General features: G+C 65.6%; 12 protein-coding genes. 1 reads left to right on the top strand and 11 read right to left on the bottom strand.

Features of this window, described 5'->3' with window-relative positions; all coding sequences use genetic code 11:
- Positions 1 to 116: 116 nt before the first annotated feature.
- Both ACZ0BA_RS22695 and ACZ0BA_RS22690 read right to left on the bottom strand, forming a co-directional pair.
- Positions 117 to 3,668, bottom strand: coding sequence for a response regulator (locus tag ACZ0BA_RS22695; RefSeq protein ID WP_463453425.1), 3,552 nt, complete (start codon positions 3,666 to 3,668; stop codon positions 117 to 119).
- Between the two features lie 107 nt (positions 3,669 to 3,775).
- On the bottom strand, positions 3,776 to 4,525 hold the full coding sequence (locus ACZ0BA_RS22690) for an alpha/beta fold hydrolase (protein ID WP_463453424.1): 750 nt from the start codon (positions 4,523 to 4,525) through the stop codon (positions 3,776 to 3,778).
- 229 nt (positions 4,526 to 4,754) lie between these two features.
- Between ACZ0BA_RS22690 and fnr the strand changes: the two genes are divergently transcribed.
- Positions 4,755 to 5,513 carry a fumarate/nitrate reduction transcriptional regulator Fnr gene (gene fnr / locus ACZ0BA_RS22685; RefSeq protein WP_463453423.1) on the top strand — a complete coding sequence of 253 codons (759 nt, stop codon included), beginning with the start codon at positions 4,755 to 4,757 and terminating at the stop codon, positions 5,511 to 5,513.
- A gap of 45 nt (positions 5,514 to 5,558) precedes the next feature.
- On the opposite strand, the gene ACZ0BA_RS22680 is transcribed toward fnr, so the two are convergent.
- The 9 genes from ACZ0BA_RS22680 to ACZ0BA_RS22640 all read right to left on the bottom strand — a co-directional run bounded on the left by ACZ0BA_RS22680 (position 5,559) and on the right by ACZ0BA_RS22640 (position 14,211).
- On the bottom strand, positions 5,559 to 6,077 hold the full coding sequence (locus ACZ0BA_RS22680) for a FixH family protein (RefSeq protein ID WP_463453422.1): 519 nt from the start codon (positions 6,075 to 6,077) through the stop codon (positions 5,559 to 5,561).
- A gap of 10 nt (positions 6,078 to 6,087) precedes the next feature.
- Positions 6,088 to 7,473: a cytochrome c oxidase accessory protein CcoG gene (ccoG, locus tag ACZ0BA_RS22675; RefSeq protein WP_463453421.1), complete on the bottom strand. Its 1,386-nt coding sequence runs from the start codon at positions 7,471 to 7,473 to the stop codon at positions 6,088 to 6,090.
- Between the two features lie 12 nt (positions 7,474 to 7,485).
- Entirely contained in the window at positions 7,486 to 8,460 is a 975-nt protein-coding gene (gene ccoP / locus ACZ0BA_RS22670; RefSeq protein ID WP_463453420.1) for a cytochrome-c oxidase, cbb3-type subunit III, read from the bottom strand.
- Positions 8,453 to 8,638, bottom strand: a complete 186-nt coding sequence (locus ACZ0BA_RS22665) for a cbb3-type cytochrome oxidase subunit 3 (RefSeq protein ID WP_463453419.1) — start codon at positions 8,636 to 8,638, stop codon at positions 8,453 to 8,455. Before ACZ0BA_RS22665 ends, ccoP begins: the two co-directional genes overlap by 8 nt.
- A 1-nt stretch (position 8,639) precedes the next feature.
- A complete protein-coding gene (gene ccoO, locus ACZ0BA_RS22660) occupies positions 8,640 to 9,254 on the bottom strand; it encodes a cytochrome-c oxidase, cbb3-type subunit II (protein ID WP_463453418.1) in 615 nt (204 codons plus the stop codon).
- A gap of 14 nt (positions 9,255 to 9,268) precedes the next feature.
- Entirely contained in the window at positions 9,269 to 10,690 is a 1,422-nt protein-coding gene (gene ccoN / locus ACZ0BA_RS22655; RefSeq protein WP_463453417.1) for a cytochrome-c oxidase, cbb3-type subunit I, read from the bottom strand.
- 76 nt (positions 10,691 to 10,766) lie between these two features.
- A complete protein-coding gene (gene ccoS, locus ACZ0BA_RS22650; protein ID WP_463453416.1) occupies positions 10,767 to 10,952 on the bottom strand; it encodes a cbb3-type cytochrome oxidase assembly protein CcoS in 186 nt (61 codons plus the stop codon).
- A complete protein-coding gene (locus ACZ0BA_RS22645) occupies positions 10,952 to 13,444 on the bottom strand; it encodes a heavy metal translocating P-type ATPase (RefSeq protein WP_463453415.1) in 2,493 nt (830 codons plus the stop codon). Before ACZ0BA_RS22645 ends, ccoS begins: the two co-directional genes overlap by 1 nt.
- Complete coding sequence (locus tag ACZ0BA_RS22640) at positions 13,426 to 14,211, bottom strand: sulfite exporter TauE/SafE family protein (RefSeq protein WP_463454811.1); 786 nt, start codon at positions 14,209 to 14,211, stop codon at positions 13,426 to 13,428. Before ACZ0BA_RS22640 ends, ACZ0BA_RS22645 begins: the two co-directional genes overlap by 19 nt.
- Positions 14,212 to 14,218 lie beyond the last annotated feature (7 nt).

Genomic DNA, 14,218 nt, shown 5'->3' with positions numbered 1-14,218 from the left:
CATAAACGTAAATGCGAATTGTTATCAATACTATTCACGACGTAGCAAAAGGCAAGATTTGGCGTGGCGGCGCGCCTTGGGAGGTGTTTCGGAGTGGAAAGGAGTTTTAAGGCGCGTTACAACGCTTGACGCGCCAGCCAGGCGCGGGCTTCGGCCAGCGTTTGGACCAGCTCGGCGCGCACGGCGTCGAACCGTTGCGCCAGTTCCGCGTCGCGGTCTTCGCTGATGGCGGTTTCGGCGTCGATGGTGGCCTGGATCAGGCGGCGGGCGCCCAGCACGCCGACAGCGCCGCGCAGGCCGTGGAACAGCCGGGCGGCGTCGCGCGGGCGGCCTTCGCGCAGCGCCTGGTCGGCCTGCTCGACGGGCTCCATGCCGCTGTCGATGGCGCCGCGCACCATCTTGACCACCACTGCGCGGCCCTTGGCGTCGCGGCCCATCACGCGCATCAGGCTGTCGATATTGAAAGCGCTGGCCTCGCCCGCCGGCACCGGCGAGCTGACCAGCTTGACCGTCGCCTGGACCGACGCCGGCGCCGCCTCGGGTTCGCCCGGCGCGACTGGCTGCGGCGGAGCAGGCGCCGGAGCAGGCGCCGTCTCGGGCGTGGCCGGCTTTTTGGGCAAGTGCTTGTGCAGCACGGCCAGCATTTCCTCCACCTCGATCGGCTTCGGAATGAAATCGGTGATGCCGGCCTCGATACTGCGCTCGCGTTCGGATTCCAGCACGCCGGCCGTCATGGCGATAATGGGCAAATCGAGCTTTAATTCCTGGCGCAACAGGCGGGTGGCGGTAAAGCCGTCCATCACCGGCATTTGCATGTCCATCAGCACCAGGTCGTAGACGCCGGGGCTCGCGCTCATGCGGTCGACCGCCTGCTGGCCGTTGTCGACCACATCGAGCGTGGCGCCGCCCAGTTCGAGGATGCCGCGCGCCACCGCCTGGTTCAGCAGGTTGTCCTCCACCAGCAGGAAATGCATGCCTTCCAGGCTGCCGTCCATGCCCTGGTCGGCGGCCACTTGCACACTGGCGTCGGCCTTGGTCACCAGCGCCTGGTGCAGCGCGTCGAACAGGTTGGAGCTGGTGATCGGCTTGACCAGCACCACGTCGGCCTCGGGCGCGTTGGAGATCTCTTCCATGCGGTCGCGGGCGAAGGCGTTGACCATTACGACGATCGGCTGCTTCTTGTCGGGCGCGGCCGCGCGGATGCCCTTGGCCGTGGCCAGCCCGTCCATGCCAGGCATGTGCCAGTCGGCCAGCACCACGTCGTAGGCCCGCTCCGTTTCCAGGCCGAGCCGGAAGCGGTCGAGTGCGGCCTCGCCTGAATCGACCTCGTCGGCCTGCCAGCCCCAAGCCCGGATCAGCTTGGCGATCAGTTCGCGGCTGGTGCGGCTGTCGTCGGCGACCAGCAGGCGCAGGTTGCCCAGCGCCGGTTTGCGGCGCTCTTCCGGCCGCTCCTGCAACACCTCGAACGGCAGGCTGAAGAAAAATGTCGAGCCCTGCCCCGGCGTGCTGCGGACGTCGATCTGCCCGCCCATCAGCTCGATCAGGCGCTTGGTGATCGCCAGCCCCAGCCCGGTGCCGCCGAAGCGCCGCGTGATGCTCTGATCGCCCTGTGAAAAGGCGTGGAACAACTGCGCCAGCTGGGGCTCGGTCATGCCCATGCCGGTGTCGCGCACCTCGAAGCGCAGCAGCGCGCTGTGCGGGTTGTGCGCTGTGCGGGCGTCCAGCGCGACCCCCACCACCACCTCGCCGTGCTCGGTGAACTTGATGGCATTGCCGGCCAGGTTGACCAGGATTTGCTGCAGCCGCATCGAATCGCCGCGCAAGCGCTTGGGCACCGAAGGTTCGACACTGATGGCCAGCTCCAGTTCCTTGTCGCCGGCGTTCATCGTCATCATCGTCGCCAGCGAGTTCATGGTGTCGTCCAGGCTGAACTCGACCGGCGACAACTCCATGTGGCGCGCCTCGATCTTGGAGAAGTCGAGCACGTCGTTGAGGATGCCCAGCAGCGACTGCCCGGACACCTTGACCATGTTCAGGTATTTGCGCTGCTGGGTGGTCAGGCTGGTGTTGCCCAGCAGGTAGGCCATGCCCAGCACCGCGTTCATCGGCGTGCGGATCTCGTGGCTCATGTTGGCCACGAACTCGCTCTTGGCGCGGTTGGCGGCCTCGGCGCGGTCGCGCTCCTGCTCCAGCTCCTGGGCGCGCGCCTCGACCTCCAGCTGCAGGCGGCGCCGCTCGGTGATGTCGGAAATGACGGCCAGCACCTTGGTGCCCTGGTCGGTGCGCACCGCGCTCAGGTTGATCTCGACCGGAAACTCGCTGCCGTCGCGGCGCAGGCCGTGCATCGGCGTGCCTTCGCCCATGCGCACCGGTTCGGCGCTGAGGCGCTCGGCAAAGAACTTGGCGCGGTGCGCGGCGTGCTGTGTGCGCAGCGGCACCGGCACCAGCGTTTCGAGCGGCTGGCCGAGGATCTCGTCGCGGCGGTAGCCGAAGCGGCGCTCGGCCTCGCGGTTGAAGGTTTCGATGCGGCCGTCGACGCCGACCACGACAATCGCGTTGGGGGCGAATTCGACCAGGCTTTGCAGGCGCGCGTCGGCCGCCAGGCGGTCGCGCATCAGATTGTTGAAGGCGGCGGTCAACTGGCCGACCTCGTCGTTGGCGCGCACCGGCAGCGGCGCGAAGTGGGTGGCGTCGCCGCGCATCGCGACGATGGCGTCGCGCAATTTGATGAGCGGCGCCAGCAACCCGAGGGTGAGCCAGCCGATCAGCAGCGCCGCCAGGATCGACGCCACCACGCTCCACAGCAGCACGCGCGAGAGCACGCCGTCGAAGGGTTCGAACGCCTCCTCGGCCGGCAACGAGGCGGCCAGCACCCAGTCGACCGACTTGAGCGTCTTGTAGCTGTTGAGGGCGCGCTCGCCATTGCCGTTGATGCTGTCGACGGTGCCCTCGAAACCGTCTTGCAACGCGCGCGTGGTGGCGGCGTTGGCGCCGGCCTGGCGCGGCTGCAGCAGGCGGCTGGCGTCCGGATGCAACACGTAGACCGGATGCTCGCCGCGCGTGAGGGCGAAAAAGTAACCGCTTTTGCCGACCTTGGCGGTGCGCAGGTGGCCCAGCACATTGTCCTTGTACAGGCGCAGCACGCCGTTAAGCACGCACACCACCTCGCCGTTGGCGTTGAGCACGGGCGCCACCATCTGCACGATAGGCTGCTTATGGGATTTGCCGATCACCGGCTCGGCGATCAGCGGCTTGCGGGTGCGCATCACGGTTTTGAAGTAGACGCGGTCGGAGGCGTCCAGGCCGACCCGGCCCGGCCGGACCGGGACGTCGGCCACCACCACGCCCTGCGGGCTGAGCACCAGCAGATCGTCGAACAACGCCAACACGGCGCGGTCCTGGTAGTAGGCCCGCAGGCGCTCGGTGGAACCGGCCAGCTCGACCGGCTGATGGCGCGCCGACAAGGCGATGATGTCGAGCAGCATGGTCAGCTTGTCGTCGAGTTCCTCGGCGGTGCGGCCGATCAGCGCCGTCTGCTGCGTGAACAGCACCTTGGTGAAATCCGCCTTCATGCGTTGCATCTGGACCACGGTGACCAGCGCGATCATCAGGATCGACGTGATGCTTGTCGCCAGCGCAACTTTCGCCTTGATCCCAAGTGGCTTCATTTCATCCTTGTCGGGCGGGTCGGACATGAAATCGGAGAATTACCAGGCGCCGGGTATCGCAGTGCGCTTGGGAATTCTCCTATCAATGGCCGACCTTGGCAACAGGATTAGCGTTGTGCTGCGGCGATGATCACATCGGCCACTTTTTGCGGCTGCGACACCATCGGCACGTGGCTCGACTTCAGCGTGATCGTAGTGGCGTTGATCTTCTTGGCGAACACTTGCTGCAGGGCCGGATCGATCATGCGGTCGTCGGAGGCGGCGATGTAATAGTTCGCCTTGTTTTTCCAGGCCGCCACGGTGGTTTTGTCGGCAAAGGCCTTGGCGGCGATCGGGCCCTGGGTGGCGGCGATCAGCGCGGCGGTGGCCGGCGACACGTCTTGGGCGAAGTTGCTGGCGACCGATGCGGCGGGCAGCCACAGGAAACCGCCGGCGTCGGCCTGCAAGGTGGCGATGCCTGGTGGCACGGCGTAGTCCTTGCCCAGGTCGGCGGTGGCCTGGCCTTCCGACGGCGCGAACGCGGCCACGTAGACCAGCGCCTTGACCTTGTCGCTGGTGCCGGCCTGGGTGATCACGGTGCCGCCCCACGAGTGGCCGACCAGCACGACTTTACCGGTTTGCGCGTCGATCACGCGCTGGGCGGCGGCGACGTCGTCCGCCAGCGAGGTCAGCGGGTTTTGCACAGCCACCACCTTCAAGCCCTTGGCTTGCAGCAGCGGGATGACTTTTTCCCAGCTGGAGCCGTCGGCGAAGGCGCCATGCACCAGCACCACGGTGGTGTCGGCGGCCGGCGCGGCGGCTTGGGCGGTCAGGACGGTGGAGGCCAGCAGGGCGGAGGCGATGATCGAGCGTTTCATGGTGGTTCCTTTCGGTTGGTTGTTTGTGATTAAATAGTGTGCTACTTGCTTGAGTTGAACTATAGCGAACAATCAAATAGCGCGCAAGATAAATTTTGCGAAATGTCGAAATATTTTGGTGTGGCCCGGGAAGGGCTGCTTGCATCCCGCTATGTTGCACATGCGCAAATACTTGATCGGGCCACTGCGGCATCGCGAAAATATCGCATCCGATGGTCTACACTGGCGCATGATCAGAGACCTCCCCTCCCTGGTGCTGCCCGGCGCCACCATCGACATCCTCAAGGCGAGCTGCGCCAACTGCAGCATGCACCAGCTGTGTTTACCAATGGGCCTGGGCAACGCAGACATGGACCGGCTTGACCAGATCATTGGCCGCCGCCGCAAGGTCGCGCGCGGCAGCACCTTGTTCCGCATCGGCGATCCGTTCGTGAACCTGTACGCGATCCGGCTCGGGCATTTCAAGACCTACCAGGTCAACCGCGAGGGCGCCGAGCAGATCACCGGATTCCAGATGGCGGGCGAGCTGCTGGGCATGGACGCCATCAGCACCGACCTGCACCATTGCACCGCCGTGGCGCTGGAGGACAGCGAGGTGTGCGAGATTCCATTCGGCAGCCTGCAACAGCTGCTGGCCGACATGCCGACCTTGCTGCGACATTTCCACCGCATGATGAGCCAGGAGATCACGCGCGAGCAAAGCGTCATGCTCCTGCTGGGCAATATGCAGGCGACGCAGCGGTTCGCCGCGTTCCTGGTCAACCTGTCGTCGCGGTATGAAGCGCGCGGTTACTCGCCCAATACTTTCCAGCTGCGTATGTCGCGCGAAGAGATCGGCAACTACCTGGGTCTGACGATCGAAAGCATCAGCCGCCTGCTGTCGAAGTTCAAGAAGGGAGGCTTGCTGCGCGTCAGCAACCGCGAAATCGAACTGCTCGACCCGCCGACGCTCAAGGCCATCACCGCCGGCACCCAGACCTGCCACTAACGTCGGAATGACAACGTAAACTCGCTGCCATCACCGGGCCGGAAATCATTCGGCACGCAACGTCACGCTGCGTTCTGCCGGCCAGCTCCAGGCGCCGGCCAGGCGCCAGTCGCGTTTTTCGCCTTCCACCAGCACCACCCAGCGGCTGCGCTCGAGCATCGGCAGATTGATCTGGAAGGCGCCGAACTCGTCCGGCTGCACCACCACCTGGATGTCCTTGGCCGGCAAGGTCGCGTGCGACAGCCGCACGAACAATCGCTCCGTCTTGCCGTGGTCGTCACTGTTTCGGCGCAACTGGCCGGTCAGCATGCCTTGCGTGGCGTCGTAGCCGATCGCCATCGATAACCCCAGCGCGCTGGCCGCGCGGTCGCGCCGCAAGTCCTGGTTGATGGCCTTGCCCTGCTTGTAGTAGTCGCCCACCACCAGCGCGTCCTGCCGCGTGAAGGCCAGGTAGCCGGTATAGCTGCCGGCGACGATGACGATCGCCGGCCCGGCCATCAGCAGCCAGGGCCAGCGCTGCTTCCACCACGGCGTCAGCGTGGACTGCGATATCGATACGGTCATGGCGTTCTCCTTAGCGCGGTACGATGAAGACCGCGTCTTCTTTCACATGCAGCGACGGGTCGTCGACCGACGTCAGTTCGACGACAATCTTGTTCGAGCCCGGATGGGCGGCGCCGTGCGCCGTGCGCAACCGGATCGGATGCGCTTTGGTGTCGGTGGCGTCGACCCGCACCAGCTCCGGCGTGACCTGCGCCAGCGTGGGAATGCCGCTGACGCGGATGCGGTAGGTCTGCGCCCGCTCGGACGTGTTCATGATCTGCAGCCGGTACACGTTTTCGATCATGCCGTCCTCGACCTCGCGGCCCATGGCGCCACGGTCGCGGATCACGTCCAGCTTGAGCGGCACCCGCAGGATCAGCGCGGTGCCGACGGCGGCCACGATCAGCGCCAGGATGGCGGCGTAGATCAGCACGCGTGGGCGCAAGGTGCGCTGGCGAATTTGCGTCGGCGTGTCATGCTGGTCCATCGCGCGCTCGGTACTGTAGCGTATCAGCCCGCGCGGCAGGCCGACCTTGTCCATGACGCCGTTGCAGGCGTCGACGCAGGCGGCGCAGCCGATGCATTCATATTGCAGGCCGTTGCGGATGTCGATGCCGGTCGGGCATACCTGTACGCACATCGAGCAGTCGATGCAATCGCCGCCTTTGCCGGCTTGCTTCTTCGACAGCGGCATGCGCGGTTCGCCGCGCTCGCCGGCGTAGGTGATGATCAAGGTGTCGGGGTCGAACATCGAGCTCTGGAAGCGGGCGTACGGGCACATGTATTTGCACACCTGCTCGCGCATCCAGCCGGCGTTGCCGTAGGTGGCAACGCTGTAGAACACCACCCAAAACCATTCCCACGGGCCAAAGCTCAGCGTCGCCACCTCGCCGGCCAGATGCTTGATCGGTGTGAAGTAGCCAACGAAGGTAAAGCCGGTCCACAGCGCGACGGCGCCCCAGGCCACGTGCTTGGCGCTTTTCTTGGCGAACTTGGCGGCCGACGGCGGCCGGCGGTCGAGCGCCATGCGCGCGCTGCGCTTGCCTTCGATCTTGCGTTCTATCCACAGGAAGATTTCGGTGTACACCGTTTGCGGACAGGCGAAGCCGCACCACACGCGCCCGGCCACCGCCGTCGCCAGGAACAGCAAATACGCGCAGATGATCAGCAGCGCGGCCAGATAGATGAAGTCCTGCGGCCACAACACCAGGCCGAAGATGTAGAACTTGCGCGCGCCCAGGTCGAACAGCAGCGCCTGGCGGTCGTTCCATTGCAGCCACGGCGTGCAATAGAACGCCAGCTGCGTCAGCCAGACGAACAACCAGCGCAGCCGGGCATAACGGCCCGAGGTCTCGCGCGGGTAGATTTCCTCCCGAGCGGCGTACATGTGGACGACTTGCGATTCAGGCGAGATCATAGCGTTCTACACTTATTCCGCAGCCGGCGTGGCGGTGGCGACGGCCGGCGGCGGATTGGGCGACGCTTCGGGCGCGTTGACATCGTTCGACAAACCCCAGACGTACGCGGCCAGCACGTGCACCTTGGCGTCGCCGAGGAAGTCCTCGAACGCCGGCATGGTGGCGTTGCGGCCTTTGCGGATGGTTTCCATGATCGTCTCGGCGCTGCCGCCGAACAGCCAGATCTTGTCGCTCAGGTTGGGCGCGCCGATGGTCTGGTTGCCGGTGCCGCCGGCGCTGTGGCAGGCCATGCAGGCGCCGAACTTGCCTTTGCCGAACACGGCCTTGATCGGATCGGCGGTCGAGCCAGACAGGCTGAGCACATAATGGGCGACGTTTTCCACATCCTTGTCCGAGCCGAGCGCGGCGCCCATCGGCGGCATGATGCCCATGCGGCCGTGCAGGATGGTTTCCTTGATGATTTCCGGCGAGCCGCCGAACAGCCAGTCCTTGTCGGTCAGGTTGGGGAAGCCCTTGTTGCCGCGCGCGTCCGAGCCGTGGCACTGCGCGCAGTAGGTCAGGAACAGGCGCTGGCCGATGGCGTGCGCCTGCGGATCGGCGGCGACCTTTTTCAGGTCCTGCTTCTGGTATTGCGCGAACAACGGACCGTACTCGGATTCCGCCTGCTTGAGCTCGGCCTGGTACTGGCCGGACGATTTCCAGCCCAGCTTGCCCGCGTAGCTGCCCAGGCCCGGATACAGGAACAGGTAGGCCAGCGCGAAGACGATGGTGATGTAAAACAGCCACATCCACCAGCGCGGCATCGGCGTGTTCAGTTCGGTCAGGTCCTCGTCCCAGACGTGGCCCGTTGTATTCACCTTGCCGTCCTTGCCCTTGGCCAGCTTGACCTTGGCCTGCGAATACAGCAGGATGCCGCAGCCGGCGATACCGAGCAAGGTCAGCACGACGATGTAGAGGTCCCAGAAACCGTTGGTGAAATCAGCCATGGCCGTTCTCCCGATCAGGATGGTCGAGGTGCTCGTCGTCGAAAGGGAGTCGCGCGGCCTTGGCGAAGTCGGCTTCCTTGTTGGAGATGAAGGTCCACCACAGGATGCCGGCAAACGTGATGAAGGAAATCACCGTCATCACGCTGCTGGCGCGGTCAAACAGGTTTTCGATAGCCATGCTAGTTCCTCGTCTTGATTAGTGTGCCCAAGCCTTGCAGATAGGCGATCAGGGCCTCTTCTTCGGTCTTGTCTTTCAGCTCTTCCGGCGCGGCGGCGATCTCGGCGTCGGTGTACGGATCGCCCAGGCGTTTGAGCGCGCGCATCTTCGGCACGATCTCGGCAGGTACCAGCGCGGTCTTTGCCAGCCATGGATAGTTCGGCATGTTCGACTCCGGCACCACGTCGCGCGGGCTGGCCAGGTGGGTGCGGTGCCATTCGTCGCTGTAGCGGCCGCCCACGCGCGCCAGGTCGGGACCGGTGCGCTTGGAACCCCACTGGAACGGCCGGTCGTAGACGAACTCGCCGGCGACCGAGTAGTGGCCGTAGCGCTCGGTCTCCGCGCGGAACGGCCGCACCATCTGCGAGTGGCAGTTGTAGCAGCCTTCGCGCACGTAGACGTCGCGTCCGGCCAGGCGTAGCGGCGAGTACGGCTTCAGGCCCGCGACCGGCTCGGTGGTCGATTTCTGGAAGAACAGCGGCACGATCTCGACGGCGCCGCCGACGCTGACCACCAGGGTCACCAGCGCAATCAGCAGCCAGGGATTCTTTTCAATCCAATCATGGGAAAATTTCATCTTGTGCTCCGATATCAGGCGTGACCGGCGGCCAGCGCGGGAATGCGCGCGGTCGCGGTGACGCGGTTACGCAAGGTCATCCAGGTGTTGTAGCCCATCAGGCACATGCCGCCCAGGTACAGCAGGCCGCCGCCGAAGCGCACCACGTAGTACGGATAGGTGGCCTTGACGCCTTCGACGAAGGTGTAGGTCAGGGTGCCGTCGGGGTTGACCGCGCGCCACATCAGGCCCTGCATGACGCCGGCGATCCACATCGCGGCGATGTACAGCACGATGCCGATGGTGGCGACCCAGAAGTGCAGGTCGATCAGTTTGGTGCTCCACATCTTTTGCTGGCCGGCCAGGCGCGGCAGCAGGTAGTAGATCGAGCCCATCGTGATGAAGCCGACCCAGCCGAGCGCACCGCCGTGGACGTGGGCGATGCCCCAGTCGGTGTAGTGCGACAGCGAGTTGATGGTCTTGATCGACATCATCGGACCTTCGAAGGTGGCGATGCCGTAGAACGACAGCGAGACGATCATGAACTTCAGGATCGGGTCGGTGCGCAGTTTGTGCCAGGCCCCGGACAAGGTTATCATGCCGTTGATCATGCCGCCCCACGACGGCGCCAGCAGCACCAGCGAGAACACCATGCCGATCGATTGCGTCCAGTCGGGCAGGGCGGTGTAGTGCAGGTGGTGCGGGCCGGCCCACATGTAGGTGAAGATCAGCGCCCAGAAGTGCACGATAGACAGGCGGTACGAGTACACCGGACGCTCGGCCTGCTTTGGAATGAAGTAATAGACCATGCCCAGATAGCCGGCGGTCAGGATGAAGCCGACCGCGTTGTGGCCATACCACCACTGGATCATGGCATCCTGCACGCCCGAGTAGGCCGAGTACGATTTAAACGGCGAGGCGGGCATGCTGGCACCGTTGACCACGTGCAGCAGGGTCACCGCGATGATGTAGGCGGCGAAGAACCAGTTGGCGACATAGACATGCTTGACCTTGCGCCTGAGCAGCGTGCCGAAGAATACAATCGCGTAGCAGATCCAGACCACGGCGATGAGGATCGAGATTGGCCACTCCAGCTCGGCGTATTCCTTGCCGCGCGTGAAGCCCATCGGCAGGGTTACGACGGCGCTCAGGATCACCGCCTGCCAGCCCCAGAAGGTGAAGGCGGCCAGCTTGTCGGAGAACAGGCGAACCTGGCAGGTCCGCTGCACCACGTAGTACGAGGTGGCGAACAGGCCGCAGATGCCGAACGCGAAAATGACCGCGTTGGTGTGCAGCGGCCGCAGGCGGCCATAGGTCAGCCAGGGGATGTCCAGGTTCAGCGCCGGCCAGGCCAGTTGGGCGGCGATGATCACCCCCACCAGCATGCCGACGATGCCCCAGACTACGGTTGCGATCGAAAATTGCTTGACGATCTTGTAGTTGTAGTTCCCGTCCACGAAGTTCTCCCTTAGAACGCTTTGATGATGTAGATCAAAGGTTACTTTTCGGGGCTTCAAAAAACCTTGATGTGGATCAAAATTTTCCGGATGGATCTTTTTCGATTGAATTAACTTCTGGCGAGTCGTCATCCTGCAACACGCGCAGGGCCGGGCCGACCAGGTCGTCGAACTGACCGTCGTCGGCGGCGTTGAAGAATACCCACAGGGCGGCGAACACCAGCGCCACGCTGAGCGGAACCAGCAGGAATAAGGCTTCCATCAGATGTCCTTTTTTGCGTGAGCGCCAGCACGGGGAACCCGGCGCAGGCGCAGCGCGTTGAGCACCACCACGGCCGAGCTGGCCGCCATGCCGACGCCGGATAGCCACGGATTGAGCAGGCCGACTGCCGCCGCCGGGATCGCCAACAGGTTGTACAGGCTAGCCCACGCCAGGTTCTGGCGGATCACCGTCATCGTTTGGCGTGCCACGCGCGCGCTGTCGGCCACCGCGCCGAGTTGCCCGCCGAGCAGCACGGCGTCCGCATGGGCCTGCGCCAGTGCGGCGCCCTCTCCCATCGCGAACGAGACGTCGGCCGCGCTCAGCACGGCGGCGTCGTTGATGCCGTCGCCGACCATCGCCACCACCGCGCCCGTCATTTGCAGTTGTCGAACGAACGCCAGTTTTTCCTCCGGCAAGTAGCCGCCGACCGTGGTGCCGATACCGAGCCGGTCGCCGACACGGCGCGCCAGCACGTCGTGGTCGCCACTGAGCAGCACCACCGTCTTGCCGGCCGTGTGGAAATAATCGATGATCGCCTGGGCATCCGGTCGCAGGCCGTCGTGCAGTTGCAGACAGGCCAGCCATTGGCGTTCGGCGCCGAGGTAAACGGGTGTGGCGCCGTCGGCAATCGCGTGCGGCGGCATGGAGCCGCTGAGCTCGGCGACGAAGCCGGCGTTGCCGAGGCGGTAGCGGCGGTTGTGCACCATGCCTTCGACGCCGCGCCCGGCCGTTTCGGTCAGCGCCGTGGCGTGCCAGTCGGCGCGTGCGCCGCCGCCCACGCCGGTGGCGGCACCGACGATGGCACGCGCCAGTGGGTGGCCGCTGCCGGCGTCCAGCGCGGCAGCGACCTGCAGACAAAAGTCTTCGCGCATCGCCCCCAGCGGCAGCACGTTTTGCAGCACCGGCCGGCCGAACGTGAGCGTACCGGTTTTGTCGAACACAATATGGGTGGCGCGGTGCAGCGTTTCCAGCGTTTGCGCGCCGCTCACCAGCACGCCCTGCCGCAGAAGGCGGTCGGTGGCGGCGGCCAGCGCCGTCGGCGTGGCCAGCGACAGTGCGCACGGGCACGACACCACCAGCACGGCGATGGCGATCGGCCAGGCGCGCGCGGTGTCGCCATCGAGCCAGAACCAGCAGCCGAACGCCGCCAGCGCGAACAGCAGCAACCCGGTGACGAACCAGGCGGCGACCTTGTCGGCCCACAGCGCAATGCGCGGCTTGTCGCGCCCGGCGCGGTCGATCAGCTTGACCAGGTTGGACATCGTGCTGTCCTGCGCGCGGCGCGTCACGCGCGCGAGCACGACTGTGCCGGCGTTAATGGCGCCGCCGGGTAGTGCGTCGCCGGTCGCCTTAGCAACCGGTCCGCTTTCGCCGCTCAGCAGCGACAGGTCGAGCGTGGTGGCGCCGTCGACGATGACGCAATCGGCCGCCACCGCCTCGCCCGGTTTGATCATGATGATGTTGTCCACGACCAGTGCAGCCGCCTTGATCAGACTGGCTTCGCGGCTGGCGGGATAGTCCGACAGCAACGTCGCCGAGGCCGGCAGTGCGTGTTGCAGGCGTTCGAGCGCGGCGCCGGCTTTGCGGCGCGCGCGCAGTTCCAAAAGCCGGCTGCACAGCAGCAGGAAGATGAACATCGTTACCGAGTCGAACCAGACGTCGCCATGGCCGCGCACGGTGGCCACGACGCTGGCCCCGAAGGCGGCGATGATGCCGAGCGCGACCGGTACGTCCATGCCCGGCGCACGCGCTTTGATACTTGTCCAGGCGCCGCGCCAGAACGGCTGCGCCGAGTAGCAGATCGCCGGCAACGTCAGCAGCAGGCTGGCCCAGCGCATCAGCGACGCCATGTTGTCGTCCAGCGTGCCGTCCTCGGCCAGATAGGCCGGCGCTACATACATCATCACTTGCATCATCGACAGCCCGGCGACAAACAATTGGCGGCCCAAGCTGCGTGCCGCCTTGCGTTGCTGGTCGCCGTGACGGCCGGCGTCGTACGGGTAGGCACTGTAGCCGATCGTGTGCAGCGCGGTCAGGATGTCGGCCGGCTGGCACGCGTCCGAACGCCAGCGCACATACAGGCGCTCGGTGGCGACGTTGAGCTGGGCGCTGTCGACGCCCGGCAGGCGCGCCAAGCGGCTTTCGATCAGCCACACGCAGGCGGCGCAGCGGATGCCTTCGACCGACAAGGTGGTCTCTCGGCTGTGCTCGTCCAGCGCGAAGCGGGGATCGGCGTTGTCGTACAGCTGTAATTCCGGCGGCAGCAGTTGTGCGCCCTCGGCGGTGGCGGCAAAGGCCGAGCGGTCGCGGTAGTACGATTGTTGGCCCAGATCGACGATGGCCTGCGCCACCGCCGCGCAGCCGGGGCAGCACATCGCGTGATCCGTGTCGTCGATGCGTACGGTCCAGGCGTTGGGCGACGAGGACGGCACCGGCAGGCCGCAGTGATAGCAGGCGGCTGTGGCCGCGCTGGCTAGTGTGGTGTCAGGCATAGGGTATCCATCCAGGCGGACGCCGTGGCGTCGGCGCCGGTCAATCCGGCCGCGCGGGCGATGCCGAGCAGGCCGAAGGCGAGCACCAGCAGGCCGCAGGCGAGGCGCACTTTGCGTTGTTGCAGTGCGCCCCGCAGCCGCGCACCCAGCAAGCCGAGGCCGGTCAGCATCGGCAAGGTGCCAAGGCCGAAGGCCAGCATCACGAGGGCGCCGCCGAGCGCGCTAGCGCTGAGCATGGCGGTCAGCAGCACGCTGTAGACCATGCCGCACGGCAGCCAGCCCCACAGCGCGCCCAGCGCGAACGCCTGGTGCGGATGGTCGGCGGGCATCAATGTTTTCATCGCCGGCGCCATCCACGGCTGGGCGCGCTGCCACAGCACGCGGCCGGCCTGCTCCAGTTTGGTCAGGCCGTGCCAGACGTTCATCAGGGTCAGGCCCAGCGCCACGAGCATCAGGTTGGCCAGCCAGTAGAAACCGATTTGCCAGCCAGCCAGGGCGGCCAGGCTTTGCGCGCCACCCGCAAGTCCTCCCGCCAGCGCGCCGGCCAGCATGTAGCTGCCGATTCGGCCGGCGTTGTAGGCCAGCACGCGGGGGATCGCGCTTGCCAGCGCGGCGTGGTGGATCGGAATGACGTTGCGCTGCATTACGACGTTGACCTTGCCGCCGCTGGCCGAGATCGCACCGACAATGCCGCCGCACATACCGACGCAATGCACGCTGCCGGCAAGTCCAACCAGAAATACGGGCAGCAGCTGGTAGCCGGTGATCATGTTG

The organism is Duganella sp. AC917 (assembly GCF_979258245.1).
The sequence above is the reverse complement of the archived record's forward strand: the minus strand, read 5'-3'. Positions and strand labels throughout refer to the sequence as shown.